Genomic DNA, 22,331 nt, shown 5'->3' on the forward strand with positions numbered 1-22,331 from the left:
CTTGATGGTTTTGGTGGCTGTGTTATCAAGTGTCCGCGCGGCGCTCGGTCCCGCGGGCGCTACAAGGCTCAGGCCATGAGCTTCGCAGCCATTAAACTCAATCTCCCCCTTGCAATCCTCTGGTAGCACCCCAATAAAAGCTGTTAGATTTCAGCCGGTTGAAGCACCGGCCCAGCTGGCCGGCAGAGGAACAACCCGATGATCGCAAAAGAAGCCCGTCAGGCACTGGCGCTGCAGCGTTTTGCCGAGGCCAATCCGCAACTGCTCGAAGAGATCCGCGAGCTGGATGCGCGTGAGCAGGCCCAGCAGATCGAGTGGGCCTTCGAAGATGCAGCCGAGGAGCAGGGCATTCAGCCTTGGGAGCTGGCCCTGCAACTGATCGCCGAAACCCCTGAGCAACTGCAGGCCATGCGCCTGGAGACACACCGCGAGGTGGCTGAAGCGCTGGGGATGGAATGGGAAGAGTACTGCCAGTTCAACGAGATCGATCCTGAATAAAGGAAGCGAATTCGTCGCGGCAGTTGTTTGACAAGGTATTTCGGCTGTGGGGCGCCCAAGGCGCCGTGCAGCCCTTTTTGAAACAGGCCCCGCGGCATGCCGTACGGGCCTTGAAAGCTAATCGACCGGCGTGGCTTCCCATCGTCCCGGGTGGGGTGACTTCTGCTGCGCGACTCACTAGAATGCTTGCCCTTGATTCTGGAGTCGGGCTAACGCCGGCTAACGTCTGTGCAACGAGGAATATCCATGCAAGTTTCTGTTGAAAACACTTCCGCTCTCGAGCGCCGCATGACCATCGCCGTTCCGGCCGAGCGCGTCGAGAACGAAGTCAACAAGCGTCTGCAACAGACTGCCAAGCGCGCCAAGGTTGCAGGCTTCCGCCCAGGCAAGGTGCCGATGAGCGTGATCCGTCAGCGCTTCGAGGCCGATGCCCGTCAAGAGGCTTTCGGTGATCTGGTCCAGGCTTCCTTCTACGAGGCCATCGTCGAGCAGAAGCTGAACCCGGCTGGTGCCCCTGCGGTAGAGCCGAAGTCCTTCGAGAAGGGCAAGGACCTGGAATTCGTCGCCATCTTCGAAGTGTTCCCTGAGTTCACCGTTGCCGGCCTCGAGTCGATCAGCGTCGAGCGCCTGAGCGCCGAAGTGGCTGAAGCCGACCTGGACAACATGCTGGAAGTGCTGCGCAAGCAGAACACCCGTTTCGAGGCCGTCGAGCGCGCTGCGCAGAAAGACGACCAGGTCAACATCGACTTCGTCGGCAAGGTCGACGGTGAAGTGTTCGCCGGCGGTTCGGCCAAGGGTACCCAGCTGGTGCTGGGCTCCGGCCGCATGATCCCGGGCTTCGAAGACGGCCTGGTTGGCGCCAAGGCGGGTGAAGAGCGCGTTGTCAACGTGACCTTCCCCGAGGACTACCAGAACCTGGACCTGGCCGGCAAGGCCGCCGAGTTCACCATCACCGTCAACAGCGTTGCTGCCCCGGTGCTGCCAGAACTGAACGAGGAATTCTTCGCCCAGTTCGGCATCAAGGAAACCACCCTGGAAGGCTTCCGCGCCGAAGTTCGCAAGAACATGGAGCGTGAACTGCGCCAGGCCATCAAGGCCAAGGTGAAGAACCAGGTCATGGACGGTCTGCTGGCCGCCAACCCGATTGAAGTACCGAAAGCGCTGCTGGAAAACGAAGTCAACCGTCTGCGCGTGCAGGCTGTTCAGCAGTTCGGTGGCAACATCAAGCCTGAGCAACTGCCGGCCGAGCTGTTCGAAGAGCAAGCCAAGCGTCGCGTGGTCCTGGGCCTGATCGTCGCCGAAGTGGTCAAGCAGTTCGAACTGAAGCCGGATGAAGGCAAGGTTCGCGAAATGATCGAGGAAATGGCCTCAGCCTACCAGGAGCCTGAGCAGGTTATCGCCTGGTACTACAAGAACGACCAGCAACTGAACGAAGTCCGTTCGGTTGTGCTGGAAGAGCAAGTTGTAGATACTGTTCTGCAGAAAGCGACTGTGACCGACAAGTCGGTCTCGTACGAAGATGCCGTTAAGCCAGCACAGGCTCCTGCCGCCGCTGAGTAACAGGCTTCTCTCGTAGGAAACCCCCACAAGCCAGCCTTCGAGCTGGCTTGTGCGTATTCAAGCCATGACTATTTGGGAGTGAGCGCAGGACATGTCCCGCAATTCTTATATTCAGCAGAGCTCTGACATCCAGGCCGCAGGCGGCCTGGTCCCGATGGTTATCGAGCAGTCCGCCCGTGGCGAACGCGCTTACGACATCTACTCGCGCCTGTTGAAGGAGCGTGTGATCTTCCTGGTTGGCCCGGTAGAGGACTACATGGCCAACCTCGTCGTGGCGCAACTGCTGTTCCTGGAAGCAGAAAACCCGGACAAGGATATCCATCTGTACATCAACTCGCCGGGCGGTTCCGTTACCGCCGGCATGTCGATCTACGACACCATGCAGTTCATCAAGCCGGACGTCTCGACCATCTGCATCGGCCAGGCCTGCAGCATGGGTGCCTTCCTGCTGGCCGCAGGTGCCAAGGGCAAGCGCCACTGCCTGCCGAATTCGCGCGTGATGATCCACCAGCCGCTGGGCGGCTTCCAGGGTCAGGCCACCGATATCGAGATCCACGCCCAGGAGATCCTCAATATCAAGGCCCGTCTGAACGAGCTGCTGGCCTATCACACCGGCCAGGACCTCGAAACCATCAAGCGTGACACCGAGCGTGACAACTTCATGAGCGCCTCGCGCGCGGCCGAGTACGGCCTGATCGACTCGGTCTACGACAAGCGGCAACTGGCCTCCTGAACCGGGGTGCCAGAGCAGGTGGGTGCGGAAAGCGCCTACCTGCGGACTTGAAAAAGCCCGCAATTGCCTTCATCTTGTGTTGCAAGCCTACCGGATTGGATCGATCGAATGACTGACACCCGTAACGGCGAGGACAGCGGCAAATTGCTCTATTGCTCCTTCTGCGGCAAAAGCCAGCACGAAGTGCGCAAATTGATTGCCGGGCCCTCGGTATTTATCTGCGACGAGTGCGTCGACCTGTGCAATGACATCATCCGTGAGGAGGTGCAGGAAGCCCAGGCCGAAAGCAGCGCGCACAAATTACCATCGCCGAAAGAAATCAGCGGCATCCTGGACCAGTACGTAATTGGTCAGGAGCGCGCGAAAAAGGTGCTGGCCGTAGCGGTATACAACCACTACAAGCGCCTGAACCAGCGTGACAAGAAGGGTGACGAAGTCGAACTCGGCAAGAGCAACATCCTGCTCATCGGGCCGACCGGCTCGGGCAAGACCCTGCTCGCCGAAACCCTTGCACGTCTGTTGAACGTACCGTTCACCATTGCTGACGCCACCACCCTGACCGAAGCCGGTTACGTGGGTGAGGACGTCGAGAACATCATCCAGAAGCTGTTGCAGAAGTGCGACTACGACGTGGAAAAGGCCCAGATGGGCATCGTCTACATCGACGAGATCGACAAGATCTCGCGCAAGTCGGACAACCCGTCCATCACCCGTGACGTTTCGGGCGAGGGCGTGCAGCAGGCACTGCTGAAGCTGATCGAAGGCACCGTAGCCTCGGTACCGCCGCAGGGCGGCCGCAAGCACCCGCAACAGGAATTCCTGCAGGTTGATACCCGCAACATCCTGTTCATCTGCGGTGGCGCCTTCTCGGGCCTGGAAAAGGTCATCCAGAACCGCTCCACCAAGGGTGGCATCGGTTTTGGCGCCGAAGTACGCAGCAAGGAAGAAGGCAAGAAGGTTGGCGAGTCCCTGCGTGAGGTCGAGCCGGACGATCTGGTCAAGTTTGGCCTGATCCCGGAATTCGTCGGTCGTCTGCCGGTACTGGCAACCCTCGACGAGCTGGATGAGGCTGCGCTGATGCAGATCCTCACCGAGCCGAAGAACGCCCTGACCAAGCAGTATGCCAAGCTGTTCGAGATGGAAAGCGTCGACCTCGAGTTCCGCAGCGATGCGCTCAAGGCCGTTGCGCGCAAGGCCCTGGAGCGCAAGACCGGCGCCCGTGGCCTGCGTTCGATCCTCGAAGGCGTGCTGCTCGACACCATGTACGAGATTCCTTCGAAGAAGGATGTCAGCAAGGTGGTGATCGACGAGAGCGTCATCGAGGGTACTTCGCAGCCGCTGATGATCTACGAAAACAGCGAGCCGCAGGCCAAGGCTGCGCCGGACGCCTGATCCAGGCGATGGCCGCTGACGGTTGCGAGCAAGAAGGGGGCCTACGGGCCCCTTTCTGCTTTTCCTGCGCTAGCGCTTGTAATTTCCCAGGCATGCCCCCACATTAGCTCCAAGCATCATTTCCACCGGTTTCCGGCCACAAGGCCGCTGTAGAGGCGAAATCATGAAGACCACCCTCGACTTGCCTCTTTTGCCATTGCGCGATGTCGTTGTTTACCCGCACATGGTCATCCCGCTGTTCGTGGGGCGCGAAAAGTCCATCGAAGCCCTTGAGGCGGCGATGACGGGCGACAAGCAGATCCTCCTGCTGGCCCAGAAAAACCCGGCCGACGATGACCCGGGCGAAGACGCTCTGTATCGCGTCGGTACCGTTGCCACCGTGCTGCAGCTGTTGAAACTGCCCGATGGCACCGTCAAGGTGCTGGTCGAGGGCGAGCAGCGTGGCGCCGTAGAGCGCTTCAGCGAAGCAGAAGGGCACATCCGTGCCGAGGTTTCCCTGATCGACGAAGCCGATGCCGCCGAGCGTGAATCGGAAGTCTTCGTGCGCACCCTGCTGTCGCAGTTCGAGCAGTACGTGCAATTGGGCAAGAAAGTCCCTGCCGAGGTGCTGTCGTCGCTGAACAGCATCGAAGAGCCTGGGCGCCTGGTCGACACCATGGCCGCGCACATGGCTTTGAAGATCGAGCAGAAGCAGGAAATTCTCGAAATCGTCGACCTGCCGACCCGTGTCGAGCATGTGCTGGCGCTGCTGGATGCCGAAATCGATCTGTTGCAGGTTGAGAAACGCATTCGCGGTCGGGTCAAGAAGCAGATGGAGCGCAGCCAGCGCGAGTACTACCTGAATGAGCAGATGAAAGCCATTCAAAAAGAGCTCGGCGATGGCGACGAAGGCCACAACGAAGTCGAAGAGCTGAAAAAGCGCATCGAAGCCGCTGGCCTGCCCAAGGATGCCCTGGCCAAGGCCCAGGCCGAGCTGAACAAGCTCAAGCAGATGTCGCCGATGTCGGCCGAGGCCACCGTGGTCCGCTCCTACCTCGACTGGCTGGTGCAGGTGCCGTGGAAGGCCCAGAGCAAAGTGCGCCTGGACCTGGCCAAGGCCGAGGAAATCCTCGATGCCGACCACTATGGGCTGGAAGAGGTCAAGGACCGCATTCTCGAATATCTTGCCGTGCAGAAGCGCGTCAAGAAGATCCGTGGCCCGGTACTGTGCCTGGTCGGCCCGCCTGGCGTCGGCAAGACCTCGCTGGCCGAGTCGATCGCTGCGGCCACCAACCGCAAGTTCGTGCGCATGGCCCTGGGTGGCGTGCGTGACGAGGCCGAGATCCGCGGTCACCGCCGGACCTACATCGGTTCCATGCCTGGTCGCCTGATCCAGAAGATGACCAAGGTGGGTGTACGCAACCCGCTGTTCCTGCTGGACGAAATCGACAAGATGGGCAGCGACATGCGTGGCGATCCGGCCTCGGCACTGCTCGAAGTGCTCGACCCCGAGCAAAACCACAATTTCAACGATCATTATCTGGAGGTCGACTACGACCTGTCGGACGTGATGTTCCTGTGCACCTCGAACTCGATGAACATTCCGCCGGCGCTGCTCGACCGGATGGAAGTCATCCGCCTGCCGGGCTACACCGAGGACGAGAAGATCAACATTGCGGTCAAGTACCTGGTGCCCAAGCAGGTCAAGGCCAACGGCCTGAAAAAGGAAGAGCTGGAGGTCGACGTTTCGGCGATTCGCGACATCATCCGCTACTACACTCGCGAAGCGGGTGTGCGTGGGCTGGAGCGGCAAATTGCCAAGGTCTGCCGCAAGGTGGTCAAGGAACATGCCGGGCAGAAGCAGGTCAAGGTCAAGGTCGCCAGCGAGCAGCTGGAGCACCTGCTGGGCGTGCGCAAGTTCCGCTATGGCCTGGCCGAGCAGCAGGACCAGATCGGCCAGGTCACCGGCCTGGCCTGGACCCAGGTCGGTGGCGAGCTGCTGACCATCGAAGCCGTGGTCATCCCTGGCAAGGGCCAGTTGATCAAGACCGGTTCGCTGGGCGATGTCATGGTCGAATCGATTACCGCCGCACAGACCGTGGTGCGCAGCCGCGCCCGCAGCCTGGGGATCGCCGCCGACTTCCACGAGAAGCACGACGTGCACATCCACATGCCTGAAGGCGCCACGCCGAAAGACGGCCCGAGCGCTGGTATCGGCATGTGCACGGCGTTGGTCTCGGCGCTGACGCAGATTCCGGTTCGGGCCGACGTGGCGATGACCGGCGAAATCACCCTGCGTGGCCAGGTGTTGGCGATTGGCGGTTTGAAGGAAAAACTGCTGGCGGCACACCGTGGCGGTATCAAGACGGTGATCATTCCCGAGGAGAATGTTCGCGATCTGAAGGAGATTCCGGAAAATATCAAACAGGATCTACAGATCAAACCGGTCAAATGGATTGACGAAGTCCTGCAAATTGCGCTGCAATACGCCCCGGAGCCCTTGCCAGATGTGGCTCCGGAGATTGTCGCGAAAGATGAAAAGCGCGACGGCGATGCTAAGGAAAGAATCAGCACGCACTAGTAGTTTCTGGCTGGGGGGCGTTCCTTGACAGTTTTTTCGGGGCCTTGCTATAAAGCGGCACGCTAGTGTCATCAGGCCACCCAGCGCACGTTTCATAAGCTTTTCATTACATACTTAGAAACAAACTCAATTGAGAAATAAGGGGACTTAGAGTGAACAAGTCGGAACTGATTGACGCTATCGCCGCATCTGCTGACATCCCGAAAGCTGTAGCCGGCCGTGCGCTGGACGCAGTCATCGAATCCGTCACCGGCGCCCTGAAGCAAGGTGACGATGTGGTACTGGTTGGCTTCGGTACCTTCTCGGTCAAGGAGCGCGCTGAGCGCACCGGCCGCAACCCGCAAACCGGTAAGGCAATCAAGATCGCAGCCGCCAAGGTTCCAGGTTTCAAGGCTGGCAAAGGCCTGAAAGACGCCGTCAACTAAGTCGTCTCTTCAGCCGGACCCGGCCTGGCCAGGTCCGAGCACGCTGACGGCGGGGGCGCAAACGTTCCCGCCTGACACGTTTGCTAAGAAAAGGCGCATCCTCGGATGCGCCTTTCTTTTATCAGGTTTCTACCCACGCTCCGCGGTTGTCGACGCAGTGGTACAGCCGTTTCTGGGGGACGCATGCTGCAAAATATCAGGGACAATTCACAAGGTTGGATTGCCAAGACCATCATCGGCCTTATTGTCGTTTTGATGGCGTTGACCGGCTTCGAAGCCATTTTCCAGGCCGCTACTCATAGCCAGGACGCCGCCAAGGTGAATGGCCAGACCATCAGCCAGAACGAGTTGAGCCAGGCGGCCGACATGCAGCGCCGCCAGCTGATGCAACAGTTGGGCAAGGATTTCGACCCGGCGTTGCTGGATGACAAGTTGCTGCGTGAAGAGGCACTCAAAGGCCTGATCAGCCGCAAGCTGCTGTTGCAAGGCGCCGAAGACGCCAAGTTCGCCTTCTCCGAGGCTGCGCTGGACCAGGTCATCCTGCAGACACCGGAATTCCAGGTGGACGGCAAGTTCAGCGCCGACCGCTTCGACCAGGTCATCCGCCAGATGGGCTACGGCCGCATGCAGTTCCGCGACATGCTGGCCGAGGAAATGCTCATTGGCCAGTTGCGCACCGGCCTGGCCGGCAGCAGCTTCGTCACTGACCAGCAGGTCGATGCCTTTGCCCGCCTCGAGAAGCAGACCCGTGACTTCGCCTCCCTGACCTTCAAGGCCGACCCGGCTGCGGTCAAGGTCAGCGATGAAGAAGTCAAGGCGCACTACGACCAGCACGCCAAGGAGTTCATGTCGCCTGACCAGGTTGTGATCGACTACGTCGAGCTGAAGAAGTCGGCGTTCTTCGACCAGGTCAAGGTGAGCGACGAAGAGCTCAAGGCCCAGTACGAGAAGGAAATCGCCAACCTCGCCGAGCAGCGTCACGCTGCGCACATCCTGATCGAGGTCAACGACAAGGTCACCGACGCCCAGGCCAAGGCCCGTGCCGAAGAGATCGCGCAGCGCCTGGCCAAGGGTGAGGACTTTGCCGCACTGGCCAAGGAGTTCTCGCAGGACCCTGGTTCGGCCGGTAGCGGTGGTGACCTTGGTTTCGCCGGCCCAGGTGTTTATGACCCGGCGTTCGAGGATGCCCTGTACAAACTGCAGGATGGGCAGGTGTCCGCGCCGGTGCGTACCCAGTTCGGCTATCACCTGATCAAGCTGCTGGGCGTGCAGGCGCCGGAAGTACCGAGCTTTGCCAGCCTCAAGGACAAGCTGACCCGGGACCTGAAGATTCCCCTGGTCGAGCAGCGTTACGTCGATGCCAGCAAGCAGTTGCAGGATGCTGCCTACGAGGCCTCCGACCTGGCCCAGCCGGCCCAGGACCTGAACCTGAAGGTGCATACCTCTGCAGCCTTCGGTCGTGAGGGCGGCGAAGGCATCACTGCCAACCGTTCGGTGGTGCAGGCTGCGTTCTCCGAAGAAGTGCTGGATGAGGGTGCCAACAGCACTGCCATCGAACTCGACCCGGAAACCACCGTGGTGCTGCGCGTCAAGGAGCACCGCAAGCCGGCGCAACTGCCGCTGGACGCGGTGGCCAACAACATTCGCGAACACCTGGCCAAAGAAAAGGCCACTGCCGAGCTCAAGGCCAAGGCCGACAAGCTGATTGCCGGCCTGCGTGACGGTTCCGTCAGCGCTGCTGGCGTGCACGAAGGGCAGGGCTGGAAGGCTTACGAGGCGGTCACCCGCGGCGCGGACGGCATTGACCCGGCCGAGCTGCAAGCGCTGTTCCGCCTGGCCAAGCCGCAATCCAAGGACAAGCCGGTGTATGGCAGCGTGGTGCTGCGTGACGGTAGCCTGGTAGTACTGCAGCTCAAAGGCGTCAACGAAGGCGCTACCGCTACCGATGAAGAGAAGCAGCAGATTCGCCGCTACCTCGCGTCGCGTGCTGGCCAGCAGGACTTTGCGGCCTACCGCAAGCAACTGGAAGCCAAAGCCGACATCACCCGCTACTAAGGTGATGGACGGATGAACGGACAGGCCGCCTAGTGCGGCCTGTTCTATCTCTGCCGCCTGTTCCGGCCTAGCGCTTCACCCCTTCATGATTATCCAGCGTATCCCGCGCAATCTCTCGCCCCAGGGCAATCAGCTCAGGCGCCTTGTAGAACTCGAAAAACCGGCATACCCGCTTGGGCACGTTGATCAGCACATCCGGTGGATAGCCCGCGATCTTGTACTGCGCCAACGACGTCTGCATCACCTCGAAACTCTGGTTGATCAGGTCCAGCAGCGAAGCGGGCCCCACGTTGTCGATGATGAACGAGCCGGTCGCCGACTTGGGCGCGCCCTCGCGTTCTGGCGCCGCTGCCGGCTGCTGGGCTTCCGGGGCGGCGGCATCGGCCAGCCACGGGTTTGGCGGTGCAAGCCCTTCGGCGATGATTTCCTGTTCGATGCGGATCAACTCTTCTGCCGGCTTGCGCCGGAACGGCAGGCGTGACCCCAGCGAGCTGAGCAACGCATCGAAACGCATCTTGAATGCGGCGGGGCGTTCGATCACCGGCAACTGGTACTGCTTCTGGTTGGTGGCGTTGAGGTTGACGGCAATGATCAGGTCGCAGTGGCTGGACACCACCGGTACGATCGGCAACGGGTTGAGGATGCCGCCGTCGACCAGCATGCGGTTGCCTTGCATCACCGGCGTGAACAGGCTGGGGATGGCCGCCGAGGCGCGCATGGCCTGGTGCAGGCAACCTTCCTGGAACCAGATCTCCTGCTGGTTGGTGAGGTCGGCTGCAACCGCCGTGTAAGGGATGCGCAATTGCTCGATGTTGATCTCGCCGACAATCTTGCGAATCTGCCCGAACACCTTGTCGCCGCGAATCGCGCCGAGACGAAAGCTGACATCGACCAGGCGTAGCACATCCAGGTAGTCGAGGCTCTCGATCCAGTTGCGGTACTCTCCCAGCTTGCCCGCGGCGTAGATCCCCCCGATCACGGCGCCCATCGAGCAGCCGGCAATACAGGCAATGTCGTAGCCGCGTCGCTCGATTTCCTCGATCACCCCGATGTGTGCATATCCTCGGGCTCCACCCGATCCCAGTACCAGTGCCACGCGTTTGCTCATGAATGTTCCCCGGCCAGTGCAACCCTGGTTCTACAATGCACCCATCGCTGCCTGTGCTTCAATGTAGACCGCGCTGAGCTACTGTAATAAAACTGGCAAGACAAAGCTGTCCGGGAGCGGCACTTTTGAGCATCCGGAGCGTCGAACGGCCACTGTTTTTTCCCATTGAGGTCATAACTGATGAAAGCCTGGATCTGCCTTCCACTGATTGCCTTGGCCCTTGCTGGCTGTGCGGGCAAGACGGCCTATCGTGAGAGCTGCGCAACCCAGTTGGATGCTGCCTGGAAAGAGCTGGACCTGGCCAAGGCCGAAGGCTTTGCCGGTGCCGTGAGCTATTCCAAGGCCCTGTCGCTGTTGACCGGGGCCAAGACCCAGCAGCAATTCGAAGGCTATGAAAGCTGTACCCGCAAAGCCGAGAAGGCGCGCTTCTACATCCGTGAGTCCCGCGCCGGGCGCTGATCAGGGAGCATCGTTGAATGCCTGCCATGCTCGACCATGTAGTGGCCCAGATACTGACCTTGCAGGTGCGTCTGCTGGCCTGCCGCGAACGCCTGGCTGCCGACACCGACAGCGAGGCCCTGCACGACCTGCGCACCACGCTGCGGCGCCTGCGCAGCCTGCTGCGGCCATTGCGCGGGTTGCCCGGGGTCGAGCAGCTGGAGGATGCCGCCAGGGCGCTGGGGGCACTGACGACGCCGCTGCGTGACCGCGAAGTACTGGCGGCCGAACTGATCGGACGTGGTTTTGCCGAGGCCGGGCAACGTCGCGTGGAAGGGCGCGACAGGACATTCGCCAGTGTCGCTGACAGCCCGCAATTGGCGCGGGTGCTGGCGATTGTCGACGCGTTTCCGCTGTTCCTGCGTGCGGCCGGTCGCGAAGGCCTGACCAAAGCGCTGGAAAAGCGTATCGACAAACGCCTGGTCAAACAGTGGCGCAAACTGCGCCAGGCGCTGCAGGACCCGGCACACGATCGCCACCGCCTGCGCTTGCTGATCAAGCGCGCGCGCTACGGCGACGAGGCCTACCCCCAGCTCGACCATGCGGGCAACGCACTGCGGCGCCTGCTGAAGCAGGCCCAAGGCGACCTGGGTGACTGGCATGATCGTCTGCAATGGCTATTGCAGGCGCGCGAGCAGGGCGATCTGGCGCCTTGCAAGGCAGCCTGGGAGCAGGAGCTGCATGAGGCAGAGCACCAGTCGGATGTGACCCTGGATGCCCTGCAGCAGGCGTTGGCGCGGCGAAAGCCCGAAAAATGACCGATATGCGGGCTGATCGCCAAGGGCTTGCTGGCTAGGATGGGCAGACCTTTCGCGGCATGCAGGAGCCAGCCTATGAACTTCAACCAATTGCTCGACGCCGTGCGGGCCAGCCCCGATGCAGTCAGCATCCCGCCGAGCTGGGCTCAGGGGCGCGCCGTGTTCGGCGGGCTGATGGCGGCGCTGGTGTATGAGACCATGCGCCGGAAAATCACCGATGGTCGCCCTGTGCGGTCACTGGCTATCAGTTTTGTCGCACCGGCGGCAGCGGATGTGCCAATCCGCTTCGAGGCAGAGGTGCTGCGCGAAGGCAAGGCGGTCAGTACCTTGCTCGGGCGTGCCGTTCAGAATGGCCAGGTGGTGACCCTGGTGCAGGGCAATTTCGGTACGGGACGGCCGTCTGTGGTCGATGTGCCGGCGTTGCCGGCGATGGACATGAAAGCGCTCGACGATTCGGCCCCCGAGTTGCCGCATGTCAAAGGCATTACCCCTGAGTTCATGCAGCACGTGGCTTTGCGCTGGGCGGTCGGCGGGCTTCCGTTCAGTGGCAACCCGTCGCGCCATATGGGCGGCTGGGTGCGTTTGCGTGGGTTGGCTGAAGTGCCGCTCAGCGAGGCGCACCTGCTGGCGTTGGTCGATGCCTGGCCGCCAAGCCTGATGCCGTTCCTCAAGAAGCCCGCTGCGGGCAGCACCCTGACATGGACCATTGAATTCGTCCAGCCCGCCCCGCAGTTGTCGAGCCTCGACTGGTGTCGTTATCGCGTGGAAACCGAATATGCGCGCGATGGTTACGGGCATGCCGCCGCGGCACTGTGGACGGCCCAAGGCGAGTTGCTGGCGTTGAGCCGCCAGACTGTGACGGTTTTCGCCTAGCCAGACTCGACCGTCGCAGGGCAGCGGCCTCGCACCGGATCACCGGCGATGTTTATGTCGCTCGCGCCAGGCCTTCCACCAGGCGCCGCTGAGCACGAAGCGCGGAAAGGTGATGAACTGCTCGGTGAGCAGGCGCTGTACGGCGTCCTTGCGGTCCGCGAACGGCTCTGGCTGTTCCGCCTCCAGCCGATGGCCCTGGCGTTGCAGGCCCAGGCCGGCGATCAAGGCAATGATGCCGACGGCAAGCTGGCCGAGATCCAGGCTGAGCAGCCCGGACAGGACCAGCAACGCGCCAAGGATGAATAACGGCACGGCGATCAGGTGCAGCACCAGGTTGGTCGGGTGGCGGTGGTTCTGATGGTAGCCGCGCCATTGCCAGGCGGGCAGGTTGGGCAGACGTTTGCTCATGGGCATTTCCTCTCGCTGTGCCCAAAGCTTAGTGCGGCCCCCGAACGGGGGCCAATCGAGGCTGGCTATGGTGACTATAGCTTGAGCTGGCCAATAGCCTTGTTCAGTTCGCCGGCCAGCGTCGCCAGTTCGCTGCTGGTGGTGGCCGAGCCGACAGTCTGCTGTACGGTCTGCTCGGTGACATCGCGGATGCTCACCACCGCACGGTTCATTTCTTCTGCCACCTGGCTTTGCTGCTCGGCGGCCACGGCGATCTGCGTGTTGCTTTCGCGCATCTGTGCCACGGCCCCGGTAATCTCGGCCAGTGCTTCACCGGCCTCTCGCGCCTGCCTGACACAATCGTCGGCCTTGTACGAGCTTTCCTGCATGAATTCCACTGCATCGCGAGTGCCTGACTGCAGGGCCGAGACCATGGTGGTGATTTCGTCGGTGGAGGTTTGCACGCGCTTGGCCAGGTTGCGCACTTCATCGGCCACCACGGCAAATCCGCGTCCAAGGTCGCCGGCGCGCGCGGCTTCGATGGCGGCGTTCAGTGCCAGCAGGTTGGTTTGCTCGGCGATGCTGTGGATCACGTTGACCACGCCATTGATCTTCTGGCTGTCTTCAGCGAGCTGGCGAATCATCTCCGCAGTCTGTTGCACGCCGCTGGACAGCCCGGAAATCGAATCTTGCACCCGGCTGACCACCTCCTGACCGCTACCGGCCAGGCTGTCAGCCGTTTGTGACAGGTCGCGGGTGGCGCCGGCATGCTGGGCAATGTGGTGCACAGTCGCCGACATTTCGTTGATGGCAGTAGCCGCCTGGTCGGTCTCGCTCTGCTGGCCAAGCATGCCGTGGCGGACGTCGCTCATGCTCGCCGCCAGGCGCGCGGCACCGGAATCCAGTTGAGCGGCGGTGTGGGCGACGGTGCTGACCACCCGGTGGTAAGTGGCCTGCATGGCATTGAAGGCCCCGGCCATCTGGCCGACCTCGTCGCCACAGGCCAGTGGCACGCGGGCCGCCAGATCGCCGGTTTTTTCCACGTGCAGCATCACGTCCTTGAGGGTGTTGAGCTGGCTGAGCAGGAAGCGGATCAGCAGTTGCGAGGCACCCAGCATGGCCAGCATGAGAATCAGCACGCACACGGCGTAGTTGCTGAAACGGTCGAAGAACACCTGACGCAGGCTTGGCGACCGGGCCAGCACCGCCACCTGTTGAGTGCCGCTGCGCAGCACCTGCGCGCCGCGCAACGGGTTGTCGCCGAGGAGCCAGGCGCTTGGCAGTTCGACCCAGCCCAGAGCATTGCGCAGGCCATCGAGGGGCTCGCCGGCGAAGCTGGGCGTTTGCCCTGCCGGCCAGCTGATGACGTTGGCCGCGCGCGGCAGCGGCTGACCCGCTGGCCAGGCAGCCAGCAATTGCGCTTGTGCGGCGGCCTGGGCCTGCGCTGCTTCGGCACGGGCGCGCTGCTCGAGGTGCACGGCATAGAGCACCAGCAGCAAGGTCGTGACAAAGGCCACCGCGTTGACGGCCCAGAACTTGTACTTCAGGGAAACATTGCTAAGCCAGGCACCCATGGGCAGGTCTTCTCTGAGTTGAGCGAAAACAATATTGGCAAGGTGCCATCATTGTGCCTGCGTCAGCCTGACCTGGTGTTGATGTGCATCAAGAAAAATCCGAGGCCCTCATTGCGTCAGCTCTGGATCTGGAAAAAAGCTCGCGCGGTCGCCGTGGTATGCGCGGCCGTCTGCTCGGTCGACTCCCCGCGATGCAAGGCGACCTCGCGCAGCACCTCTGGCAGGAACGCCGGCTCGTTGCGCCCGTTCTTGGGTTTGGGTCGCAGGCTTCGCGGCAGCAGGTAAGGTGCATCGCTCTCCAGCATCAACCGCCCTTCGGCAATGTTGCCCACCAGCCCATGCAGGTGGGTGCCGCGGCGCTCGTCGCAGATCCAGCCGGTAATGCCGATATGCAGGTCCATGTCCAGGTAGGCGAACAGCGCATCACGCTCGCCGGTGAAGCAGTGCACCACCGCGCCGGTCAGGTGGTCACGGTAGCCCTTGAGGATGGCCAGCAAACGGTCGCTGGCATCGCGCTCATGCAGGAACACTGGCAGGTGCAGCTCGGCAGCCAGTGCCAGTTGAGCTTCCAGGGCTTTTTCCTGTTGCGGGCGAGGGGAGAAGTCGCGGTTGAAATCCAGGCCACATTCGCCCACCGCGCGCACACGCGGCTCAGCCAGCAATTGGCGCAACCGGTGCTCGCTGGCGGCATCCCAGGCCTTGGCATCGTGCGGGTGCACACCCGCCGTGGCGAACAGGTGGGCAGCGCTCGGATCCAGCTGCTGGCACAGTTCCAGCGCCTGCTCGCTGACTGCCAGGCTGGTGCCGGTGAGTATCATCTGTGTAACGCCGGCTTCGAGGGCGCGCTCGACGACAGCTGCCTGCTGGTCGTGGAAACTGCTGTTGGTCAGGTTGACGCCAATATCGATCAGTTGCATGGTGCTACCTCGTGCCGCGGGGCGGCCAGCATAGCAAAAACCATGTTTTTGCGAAAAAAACCAAGAACTTCATGCTGTTGCCATGGTCTTTTGCCGTCTTTCTCACTTGGCGGCGCTTCCCATGGTGTCGCCACCGACCACGGACATTCTGCATGCCGCGATGCTGGCTCATCCTACTGCTGACGCTTGGTCTGGCCTTGACCGGGCCGGCACATGCGCGCCTGCCGGGACCGCAGCAGAGCACGCCTCCTGCCAAGGTGCGTGACCTGCAACAGATTCGCAGCAGTCAGGTGCTGCGGGTGCTGGTCAACCAGAGCCGCAACAGCTCGGGTGAGGTCAAGGGCGAGCCGGTCGGCATCGAATACTATCGCCTGCGCGCGCTGGAGCATTACCTCAATGCCCGCGCCGCTGACGGCCAGGAGATCCAGCTGAAATTGATTCCGCGCGCCAAGGAACAACTGCTGGGCGCCCTGGCGCGTGGCGAGGGCGACCTGGCCGTACCGGGCGAGCTGCTCGACCCTGGCACGGTTCGTAGCGTCAGCAGCAGCGCGCCGGTGCTCGACCAGGTGCCGCTGGTGCTGGTCGGGCGCAAGGGTGAACGCAGCTTCAGCCACGTCGAGCAGTTGTCCGGGCGCACCGTGGCGCTGACCAGCGCCAGCGCCGCCGGCCCGCTGATCCAGCAGCTGAACCAGCAGTTGGCACTGCGTAAACGTGCGCCGATCAAGGTGGAATGGGTCGACTCGACCCTGGCAGTGGAGGACGTGCTGGAGATGGTCCAGGCCGGCATCTATCACCTGACCGTGATCGAGCAGCCGATTGCCCGGCGCTGGGCCCGGGTGATGCCGCGCCTGCGCCTGGACAGTCGTGTACAGCTGGGGACGCCGCAAGCCGTGCGCTGGTATGTAGGCCGCGATGCGCCACAGTTGCTGGCAACGGTCGACCGCTTTTTACAGGGCTATCGAGCGCCGGACAACCAGGATGCCGCGTTCGAGCGCATCTACCGCCGCCAGTACCGGGTGCACAACCCGCTGGCCAGCAAGGACCGCCAGCGGCTCAACGCGCTACGGCCGGTGCTGCAGAAACACGCTGAGGCACAGCAGATCGACTGGCTTAACCTGGCCGCGCTGGCTTTCAAGGAATCGACGCTCAACCCGACGGCTCGCGGCACCGGCGGCGCCCATGGCCTGATGCAGATCACGCCTTCGGCAGCGCAGCGCGTGGGGGTGAGCAACACTGCCACGGTGGATGGCAATGTCCAGGCCAGCGCCCGTTATCTGGCGCTGATCCGGCGCAAGTTCTTTGCCAGCGCGAAGATCAACGAGCGTGAACGCATGGCGTTCGTGCTGGCAGCCTACAACCTCGGCCCCGAACGGGTCCAGGCCATGCGCGCCGAAGCGCGGCGGCGTGGGCTGAACGGCAACCAGTGGTTTTTCCAGACCGAACGCATTGCCATGGAGCAGGTGGGCATGGGGCCGGTCAACTTCGTCAACAGCGTGAACAAGTACTTTCTGGCCTTCAACCGGGAGCGTGCTCAGCTGGAGCCTGTGGTGAAGCGCTAGAATATCGATTTTATCGATTGTTATGTTGGGTTTTTTGCGGTTTTCATATCTGCATAACTGATTATGATGGCGCCATCTCAACACAACTTCCCTTTCAAGGACGCTTCGACATGAACCACACCATCCTCAACGCGCTGGTCTCCACCCGTGCCGGCGCTGGCCTCAGCGTCATCCGTATCCTGGTCGGCATCATCTTCATGGCGCACGGCGCGCAGAAACTGTTCGGTCTGTTTGGCGGCTATGGCCTGGAGGGCACCGGCCAGTGGATGGAAAGCATCGGGCTGGCTCCGGGTTACCTGATGGCCTTGCTGTCCGGTAGCGCCGAGTTCTTCGGCGGTCTGGCCCTGCTGGTCGGCCTGCTGGCGCGCCCGGCGGCCCTGGCGTTGACCGTGACCCTGGCGGTGGCGATCTTCTCGGTGCATATCGGTAACGGCCTGTTCATGTCCAACAACGGCTATGAGTTCGCCTTGGCGTTGCTGGCCGGTACCGTCGCAGTGCTGATCGAAGGCGCCGGGCGGTTCTCGCTGGACCGCCTGATCGCCCGGTAACCCGCCGCGAGTTGCCAGCCGCAAGCCGCAAGCAAGAGCAGCCCGGGATCGATCTGCTTGTGCCTGCGGCTTGCAACTTACTGCTGCTCGCTCTAGCATACCGCCTGCGCCGATTTAAACAGCTACTTGCGGGGCGCGGGACAGCCCCCTCCGGGTCATCCGAAATACCGCTAAAGCGCTGGTTCGGTGACGCCTCCCACCGCTGCCCAGCGGGATTCGCGAGGCGGAGAGAAGCTCCATGAGTTGCCCACGTACCAGTGTCTGTTTGAGCCCTTTGCCAGCCAGCCAGGCGTCCCGCACCCCGCGCATCCTGCTCGGCGGCCAGCATCAGCCCACTCTTTTGCGTCACCTCGAAGGCCTGTCCCGGCGCAAGGGGCAGGCGCGTGCCTTCCTGATCCAGTTCGCCGATACCGGTTGCCACCTCGCGCAGTATGGCGCTGACCGTTTCGACCTGGCCGTGATCCAGGCCCCGGTGCCGGAAGAGGCCGCCGAAGTCATCGGTCATCTCACCCGCATCGCGCGCCAAGGCCTGATTACCCGCCGCTGAGGAGTGCGCTGTTGAGTACCAACATCATCACCACGGAAGGCCATGAGGCGCTGAAGAAAGAGCTTGATCACCTGTGGCGGGTGTACCGCCCGGAGATCACCCAGAAAGTTGCCTGGGCGGCGTCGCTGGGCGACCGTAGTGAGAACGCGGACTACCAGTACAACAAGAAGCTGTTGCGCGAGATCGACCGCCGGGTGCGCTACCTGCGCAAGCGCCTTGAAGATGTGAAGGTGGTGGCCTACTCGCCACAGCAGGAAGGCAAGGTGTTTTTCGGTGCCTGGGTGGAAATCGAGAACGACGAGGGCGAGGCCATGAAGTTTCGCATCGTCGGCTACGACGAGATCTATGGGCGCAACGACTACATCTCGATCGATTCGCCCATGGCCCGTGCCCTGCTGAAAAAGCAGGAGGGTGACGAGGTGGTGGTACAGACCCCTGCTGGGGAAGCCACCTGGTATGTGAACAGCATCAGCTACGGCCAGTAATTTGTGTTGCCTGGGCCGGCCGCTTCACGGCTACAGGCAACTCTCAACTTTCCCGCAACACCGCCAACGGGCTGGCATTCAACGCTCGTCGCGTCCCCAGCACGCCCGCTGCACCCACCAGCAGTGCGCCCGCCAGCGGCAACACCAGCAGCCACGGATGCGGGCTCCAGTGCAGGTCGAACGCATAGCGATACAGCACCAGCGTTATCAGTTCGCAGCCTATCGCCGCCAACAGCCCACTGGCGGCACCCAGCAAGCCGAACTCGATCCGCCGGGCCTTGACCAGCAATGGGCGCGCCGCACCTAGTGCGCGCAGCAAGGCGCCTTGGCGGATACGCTCGTCCAGGGTCGCCTGCAGGCCCGCGAACAAAACCGCCAGCCCCGCCGCCAGCACGAACAGCAATACGTATTCCACCGCCAAGGTCACCTGGGCGAGAATGCTGCGCAGTTGATCGAGCAGGGCGTCCACCTGCAGGATCGTCACTGCCGGGAACGCTCGTGACAGCGCCACAACGTCCAGGTCATGGCCAGGCGCCAGGTAGAAACTGGTCAGGTAGGTGGTTGGCAACCCTTGCAGCGTGCCAGGCTGGAAGATCATGTAGAAGTTCGGCTGGAAGCTGTCCCAATGCACGCTGCGCAGGCTGCTGACCCTGGCCTGGTGCTGCTGGCCGCCGATGTCGAAGGTCAGCAGGTCGCCCAACTGCAGCTTCAGGCTGCTGGCCAGTTCCGCTTCCACCGATACACCAGGGATTTCCTCTGCAGCGGGCAGGTTCTGCCACCAGCTGCCTGCAGTCAGCTCATTACCTTCCGGCAGGTCGGCGGCCCAGGTCAGGCTGAGGTCACGTTGCACGGCGCGCTCGCCGGCCGAATCCTTGCTGACCACCTGCTGCACCGGCTGCGCATTGATTTGCACCAGGCGACCCGGTGTCACCGGGTACAGTGGCGCCGAGGTCGCGTTGACCTGATGCAACTGGCGGGCGAAAGGTTCGCGGTCATCTGGCAGGATGTTCAGGGCGAAGTGGTTGGGCGCATCCTTGGGCAACTGCGCTTGCCAGGTGTCGAGCAGTTCGGCGCGAAGCAGGGCAACCAGCGCCATGGCCAGCAGTATCAGGCCGAAGGCCAGGGCCTGGCCGGCGGCAGCCATGGGGTGACGCAGCAGTTGCCCCAGCCCCAGGCGCCAGGTCAGCGTTGCTCCGGCCAGCAACCGGCGCAGGCTGCGCAAGCCGAGCAACAGCAGGCCGCCAAGCAGCAGTGCGGCGACCAGGCCGCCGCCGAGCAGGGTGAAGGTGAGCAGCAGGTCGAGGCTGAGGCGCCACATGATCAGGCCAAGGGCGAGCAGGGCAGCGCCATACACCAGCCAGCTGCTGGTCGGTATCGGCAGCAGGTCGCGGCGCAGTACGCGAAGTGGCGGCACCTTGCCCAGTGCGGCAATTGGCGGCAAGGCGAAGCCTGCCAGGGCTACCAGCCCGGTGGCGCTGCCAGCCAGCGCCGGAACGATGCCGCCGGCGGGTACCACATTTGGCAACAAACCCTGCAACAGACGGAACAGGCCAAGCTGCGCCAGCCAGCCGAGCAGGGCACCCAGCAGCGCCGCGGCCAGGCCGAGCATGGCCAGTTGCAAGCAATACAGGCCCAGTGCCTGGCGGCGGGAGAGGCCCAGGCAGCGTAGCAGGGCGCTGGCGTCCAGGCGGCGTGCCGCATAGCGGCTCGCCGACAGTGCCACGGCGACCCCGGCCAGCAGCACTGCTACCAGGCTTGCCATGTTCAGGTAACGCTCGGCTTTGCCCAAGGCACCGCCGATCTGCTGGTTGCCATCGCGGGTATCGCGCAAGCGCTGGTTGGCGGCCAGGTCTTTCTCCACGGCCTGACGATAGCGCGCCAGCGCCTCAGGTTCGCCGCGCCACAGGTCGCGGTAGGTCACCCGGCTGCCTGGCTGGATCACGCCGGTGGCTTGCAGGTCAGCCAGGTTCATCATCACGCGCGGAGTCAGGCTGTAGAAGTTGTTGGTGCGGTCCGGTTCGTAGGTCAGCACGCGACTGATACGCAGGGTTTTCATGCCGACGTCGATGCTGGCGCCGACCGGCAGCCCCAATGCTGCCAGCAGGCGCGGTTCGACCCAGGCCTCGCCCGGCGCCGGCCCACCGCCTGGGGTTTCCGTGGCGTAAGGTTGTGCGGCGCTACGCACCTGCCCACGTAGCGGGTAGGCGCCGTCGGCGGCCTTGACGCTGGACAACTGGATGCCGTTGTCGCCGCCCACCACGCTGGTGAACTCGACCACCTGGGCATGGCGCAAGCCAAGCGCCTTGCCGGCAGTGAGCTGTTGTTCGCGGGGCGGGGAACTACCCTGCAACACCAGGTCGGCGCCGAGGAACTCGCTGGCACGCAGTTGCATGGCGCCGTTGAGGCGGGCGCCGAAATAGCCGATGGCGGTGCTGGCCGCGACGGCCACCAGCAGGGCAAAGAACAGCACGCGCACTTCACTGGCACGGATGTCGCGCAGCAACTGGCGCAGGGCCAGGCCGCACAGGCGGGACAGCGGCATGTGGGTCATCAGGCCTCCACCGGCGCCACCAGGCGGCCTGCGTCCAGGCGGATCTGGCGGCGGCAGCGCCGGGCCAGGCGTTCGTCATGGGTCACCAGCACCAGGGTAGTGCCGCGTTCCTTGTTCAGCTCGAACAGCAGGTCGCTGATGCGTTCGCCGGTGTGGCTGTCGAGGTTGCCGGTGGGCTCGTCGGCGAACAGCACTGCCGGTTGGGCGGCGAAGGCACGGGCAATGGCCACGCGTTGCTGTTCGCCACCCGAGAGCTGGCGCGGGGTATGGCTCAGGCGCTTGCCCAGGCCGACCCGTTCGAGCAGCGTGCGCGCCTGTTCTCTGGCATCGCGGCGGCCATCCAGCTCCAGCGGCAGCATGACGTTTTCCAGGGCGTTGAGGCTGTCGAGCAGCTGGAACGACTGGAATACGAAGCCCACGTGTTCGGCACGCACCCGCGCGCGCTGGTCTTCATCCAGCGGCCCGAGGTCGTGGCCGGCGAGCAGGACCTGGCCGGCGCTGGGCCGGTCGAGCCCGGCGAGCAGGCCAAGCAGGGTCGACTTGCCCGAGCCCGAGGCGCCGACGATGGCCAGGCTGTCGCCCCGGGCCAGGTCGAGGGACAGCGCATGCAGGATAGTCAGGTCACCTTCCGCGCTGGGGACCACTTTGCTAAGGTTCTGCGCAACGAGAATGCTGGGGCCCATGGAGAATCCGATGCGAGTGTGGTGGTTGAGTGCCGGTCTGGCCCTGTATTGCCTGGCCCAGAGCGCGGCGGCGGGAACGTTGCTGGTTGTTGGCGATAGTATCAGCGCCGGTTTCGGCCTGGATACCCGCCAGGGTTGGGTGTCCCTGTTGCAGACCCGGCTCAGGGACGAAGGTTTCGACGATCAGGTAGTCAATGCCTCGATCAGTGGCGATACCAGCGCAGGTGGTCAGGCGCGGCTGCCGGCGCTGCTTGCAGCGCACAAGCCGAGCCTTGTGGTGCTGGAGTTGGGCGGCAATGATGGTCTGCGCGGGCAGTCGACGGCGCAATTGCAACAAAATCTTGCTTCGATGATCGAGCGCGCGCGCGAGGCCGGCGCCAAGGTGGTGCTGCTGGGCATGCGCTTGCCACCCAATTACGGCGTGCGCTACACCAGCGCATTCGCCCAGGTGTATGAACAGCTGGCGGCGGAAAAACAGGTACCGCTGGTGCCGTTCTTCCTCGAAGGGGTGGGCGGTGTGACGGGGATGATGCAGGCGGATGGCATCCACCCGGCCCAGGCCGCCCAGCAGCGCCTGCTGGAAAATGCCTGGCCGGCGATAAAACCCTTGCTGTGATGCT

Annotated in this window: 21 protein-coding genes; 15 read left to right on the plus strand and 6 right to left on the minus strand. The window is 63.0% G+C overall.

The genetic code is table 11. The features are described from left to right. Positions 1 to 198 precede the first annotated feature (198 nt). The 7 genes from B4L76_RS19940 to B4L76_RS19970 all read left to right on the plus strand — a co-directional run bounded on the left by B4L76_RS19940 (position 199) and on the right by B4L76_RS19970 (position 9,223). A complete protein-coding gene (locus B4L76_RS19940) occupies positions 199 to 498 on the plus strand; it encodes a DUF6388 family protein (protein ID WP_025338418.1) in 300 nt (99 codons plus the stop codon). A 246-nt stretch (positions 499 to 744) separates the two neighbouring features. Next, positions 745 to 2,058: a trigger factor gene (gene tig / locus B4L76_RS19945; protein WP_296234886.1), complete on the plus strand. Its 1,314-nt coding sequence runs from the start codon at positions 745 to 747 to the stop codon at positions 2,056 to 2,058. Between the two features lie 91 nt (positions 2,059 to 2,149). Continuing rightward, the gene (gene clpP, locus B4L76_RS19950; RefSeq protein ID WP_003259400.1) at positions 2,150 to 2,791 is read left to right on the plus strand and encodes an ATP-dependent Clp endopeptidase proteolytic subunit ClpP; all 642 of its coding nucleotides are present in this window, start codon (positions 2,150 to 2,152) and stop codon (positions 2,789 to 2,791) included. Positions 2,792 to 2,899: 108 nt separating this feature from the next. Beyond that, positions 2,900 to 4,183, plus strand: a complete 1,284-nt coding sequence (gene clpX, locus B4L76_RS19955; RefSeq protein ID WP_003250242.1) for an ATP-dependent Clp protease ATP-binding subunit ClpX — start codon at positions 2,900 to 2,902, stop codon at positions 4,181 to 4,183. 163 nt (positions 4,184 to 4,346) lie between these two features. After that, entirely contained in the window at positions 4,347 to 6,743 is a 2,397-nt protein-coding gene (gene lon, locus B4L76_RS19960) for an endopeptidase La (protein WP_296234891.1), read from the plus strand. Positions 6,744 to 6,895: 152 nt separating this feature from the next. Next, positions 6,896 to 7,168 (plus strand): nucleoid-associated protein HU-beta, encoded by a 273-nt coding sequence (hupB, locus tag B4L76_RS19965; RefSeq protein WP_011533117.1) that lies wholly within the window; start codon positions 6,896 to 6,898, stop codon positions 7,166 to 7,168. A 183-nt stretch (positions 7,169 to 7,351) separates the two neighbouring features. Beyond that, entirely contained in the window at positions 7,352 to 9,223 is a 1,872-nt protein-coding gene (locus B4L76_RS19970) for a SurA N-terminal domain-containing protein (protein WP_296234895.1), read from the plus strand. Between the two features lie 67 nt (positions 9,224 to 9,290). Here the strand turns inward: B4L76_RS19970 and B4L76_RS19975 are convergent, their stop codons facing one another. Further along, positions 9,291 to 10,331 (minus strand): patatin-like phospholipase family protein, encoded by a 1,041-nt coding sequence (locus B4L76_RS19975; protein WP_296234897.1) that lies wholly within the window; start codon positions 10,329 to 10,331, stop codon positions 9,291 to 9,293. Positions 10,332 to 10,511: 180 nt separating this feature from the next. Between B4L76_RS19975 and B4L76_RS19980 the strand changes: the two genes are divergently transcribed. The 3 genes from B4L76_RS19980 to B4L76_RS19990 all read left to right on the plus strand — a co-directional run bounded on the left by B4L76_RS19980 (position 10,512) and on the right by B4L76_RS19990 (position 12,460). Then, positions 10,512 to 10,790: a hypothetical protein gene (locus tag B4L76_RS19980; RefSeq protein WP_003259403.1), complete on the plus strand. Its 279-nt coding sequence runs from the start codon at positions 10,512 to 10,514 to the stop codon at positions 10,788 to 10,790. A gap of 17 nt (positions 10,791 to 10,807) precedes the next feature. Continuing rightward, a complete protein-coding gene (locus B4L76_RS19985; RefSeq protein WP_296234898.1) occupies positions 10,808 to 11,587 on the plus strand; it encodes a CHAD domain-containing protein in 780 nt (259 codons plus the stop codon). A 75-nt stretch (positions 11,588 to 11,662) separates the two neighbouring features. Continuing rightward, the gene (locus B4L76_RS19990; protein ID WP_296234899.1) at positions 11,663 to 12,460 is read left to right on the plus strand and encodes an acyl-CoA thioesterase; all 798 of its coding nucleotides are present in this window, start codon (positions 11,663 to 11,665) and stop codon (positions 12,458 to 12,460) included. Positions 12,461 to 12,499: 39 nt separating this feature from the next. On the opposite strand, the gene B4L76_RS19995 is transcribed toward B4L76_RS19990, so the two are convergent. From B4L76_RS19995 to B4L76_RS20005, 3 genes are all read right to left on the minus strand, one after another. Next, complete coding sequence (locus B4L76_RS19995; RefSeq protein WP_296234900.1) at positions 12,500 to 12,868, minus strand: Mpo1-like protein; 369 nt, start codon at positions 12,866 to 12,868, stop codon at positions 12,500 to 12,502. Positions 12,869 to 12,942: 74 nt separating this feature from the next. Next, positions 12,943 to 14,421: a methyl-accepting chemotaxis protein gene (locus B4L76_RS20000; protein WP_296234901.1), complete on the minus strand. Its 1,479-nt coding sequence runs from the start codon at positions 14,419 to 14,421 to the stop codon at positions 12,943 to 12,945. Positions 14,422 to 14,537: 116 nt separating this feature from the next. Continuing rightward, on the minus strand, positions 14,538 to 15,338 hold the full coding sequence (locus B4L76_RS20005) for a TatD family hydrolase (protein WP_296234902.1): 801 nt from the start codon (positions 15,336 to 15,338) through the stop codon (positions 14,538 to 14,540). 152 nt (positions 15,339 to 15,490) lie between these two features. Between B4L76_RS20005 and B4L76_RS20010 the strand changes: the two genes are divergently transcribed. The 4 genes from B4L76_RS20010 (at position 15,491) to greB (ending at position 18,477) form a co-directional block, all read left to right on the plus strand. After that, complete coding sequence (locus B4L76_RS20010; RefSeq protein ID WP_296234903.1) at positions 15,491 to 16,897, plus strand: transglycosylase SLT domain-containing protein; 1,407 nt, start codon at positions 15,491 to 15,493, stop codon at positions 16,895 to 16,897. A gap of 110 nt (positions 16,898 to 17,007) precedes the next feature. Beyond that, a complete protein-coding gene (locus tag B4L76_RS20015) occupies positions 17,008 to 17,445 on the plus strand; it encodes a DoxX family protein (RefSeq protein ID WP_296234904.1) in 438 nt (145 codons plus the stop codon). Positions 17,446 to 17,683: 238 nt separating this feature from the next. Next, positions 17,684 to 17,992 carry a hypothetical protein gene (locus tag B4L76_RS20020; RefSeq protein ID WP_296234906.1) on the plus strand — a complete coding sequence of 103 codons (309 nt, stop codon included), beginning with the start codon at positions 17,684 to 17,686 and terminating at the stop codon, positions 17,990 to 17,992. A gap of 11 nt (positions 17,993 to 18,003) precedes the next feature. After that, complete coding sequence (gene greB / locus B4L76_RS20025; RefSeq protein WP_289132577.1) at positions 18,004 to 18,477, plus strand: transcription elongation factor GreB; 474 nt, start codon at positions 18,004 to 18,006, stop codon at positions 18,475 to 18,477. 43 nt (positions 18,478 to 18,520) lie between these two features. On the opposite strand, the gene B4L76_RS20030 is transcribed toward greB, so the two are convergent. Further along, positions 18,521 to 21,028, minus strand: coding sequence for an ABC transporter permease (locus B4L76_RS20030; protein WP_296234907.1), 2,508 nt, complete (start codon positions 21,026 to 21,028; stop codon positions 18,521 to 18,523). Beyond that, positions 21,028 to 21,711: an ABC transporter ATP-binding protein gene (locus tag B4L76_RS20035; RefSeq protein WP_296234909.1), complete on the minus strand. Its 684-nt coding sequence runs from the start codon at positions 21,709 to 21,711 to the stop codon at positions 21,028 to 21,030. Before B4L76_RS20035 ends, B4L76_RS20030 begins: the two co-directional genes overlap by 1 nt. A 10-nt stretch (positions 21,712 to 21,721) precedes the next feature. Here B4L76_RS20035 and B4L76_RS20040 point away from each other — a divergent pair, with 10 nt between their 5' ends. Further along, a complete protein-coding gene (locus B4L76_RS20040; RefSeq protein WP_296234910.1) occupies positions 21,722 to 22,327 on the plus strand; it encodes an arylesterase in 606 nt (201 codons plus the stop codon). Positions 22,328 to 22,331: the final 4 nt, after the last annotated feature.

The sequence above is a fragment of the Pseudomonas sp. UBA4617 genome (genome assembly GCF_002386445.1).
Classification (GTDB): domain Bacteria; phylum Pseudomonadota; class Gammaproteobacteria; order Pseudomonadales; family Pseudomonadaceae; genus Aquipseudomonas.

Excerpts from the sequence above, each read along its gene's own strand:
- B4L76_RS19940 (WP_025338418.1), top strand. The coding sequence starts at position 199 with ATGATCGCAAAAGAAGCCCGTCAGGCACTGGCGCTGCAGCGTTTTGCC.
- tig (WP_296234886.1), top strand. The coding sequence starts at position 745 with ATGCAAGTTTCTGTTGAAAACACTTCCGCTCTCGAGCGCCGCATGACC.
- clpP (WP_003259400.1), top strand. The coding sequence starts at position 2,150 with ATGTCCCGCAATTCTTATATTCAGCAGAGCTCTGACATCCAGGCCGCA.
- clpX (WP_003250242.1), top strand. The coding sequence starts at position 2,900 with ATGACTGACACCCGTAACGGCGAGGACAGCGGCAAATTGCTCTATTGC.
- lon (WP_296234891.1), top strand. The coding sequence starts at position 4,347 with ATGAAGACCACCCTCGACTTGCCTCTTTTGCCATTGCGCGATGTCGTT.
- B4L76_RS19970 (WP_296234895.1), top strand. The coding sequence starts at position 7,352 with ATGCTGCAAAATATCAGGGACAATTCACAAGGTTGGATTGCCAAGACC.
- B4L76_RS19975 (WP_296234897.1), bottom strand. The coding sequence starts at position 10,331 with ATGAGCAAACGCGTGGCACTGGTACTGGGATCGGGTGGAGCCCGAGGA.
- B4L76_RS19980 (WP_003259403.1), top strand. The coding sequence starts at position 10,512 with ATGAAAGCCTGGATCTGCCTTCCACTGATTGCCTTGGCCCTTGCTGGC.
- B4L76_RS19985 (WP_296234898.1), top strand. The coding sequence starts at position 10,808 with ATGCCTGCCATGCTCGACCATGTAGTGGCCCAGATACTGACCTTGCAG.
- B4L76_RS19990 (WP_296234899.1), top strand. The coding sequence starts at position 11,663 with ATGAACTTCAACCAATTGCTCGACGCCGTGCGGGCCAGCCCCGATGCA.
- B4L76_RS19995 (WP_296234900.1), bottom strand. The coding sequence starts at position 12,868 with ATGAGCAAACGTCTGCCCAACCTGCCCGCCTGGCAATGGCGCGGCTAC.
- B4L76_RS20000 (WP_296234901.1), bottom strand. The coding sequence starts at position 14,421 with ATGGGTGCCTGGCTTAGCAATGTTTCCCTGAAGTACAAGTTCTGGGCC.
- B4L76_RS20005 (WP_296234902.1), bottom strand. The coding sequence starts at position 15,338 with ATGCAACTGATCGATATTGGCGTCAACCTGACCAACAGCAGTTTCCAC.
- B4L76_RS20010 (WP_296234903.1), top strand. The coding sequence starts at position 15,491 with ATGCCGCGATGCTGGCTCATCCTACTGCTGACGCTTGGTCTGGCCTTG.
- B4L76_RS20015 (WP_296234904.1), top strand. The coding sequence starts at position 17,008 with ATGAACCACACCATCCTCAACGCGCTGGTCTCCACCCGTGCCGGCGCT.
- B4L76_RS20020 (WP_296234906.1), top strand. The coding sequence starts at position 17,684 with ATGAGTTGCCCACGTACCAGTGTCTGTTTGAGCCCTTTGCCAGCCAGC.
- B4L76_RS20030 (WP_296234907.1), bottom strand. The coding sequence starts at position 21,028 with ATGACCCACATGCCGCTGTCCCGCCTGTGCGGCCTGGCCCTGCGCCAG.
- B4L76_RS20035 (WP_296234909.1), bottom strand. The coding sequence starts at position 21,711 with ATGGGCCCCAGCATTCTCGTTGCGCAGAACCTTAGCAAAGTGGTCCCC.
- B4L76_RS20040 (WP_296234910.1), top strand. The coding sequence starts at position 21,722 with ATGCGAGTGTGGTGGTTGAGTGCCGGTCTGGCCCTGTATTGCCTGGCC.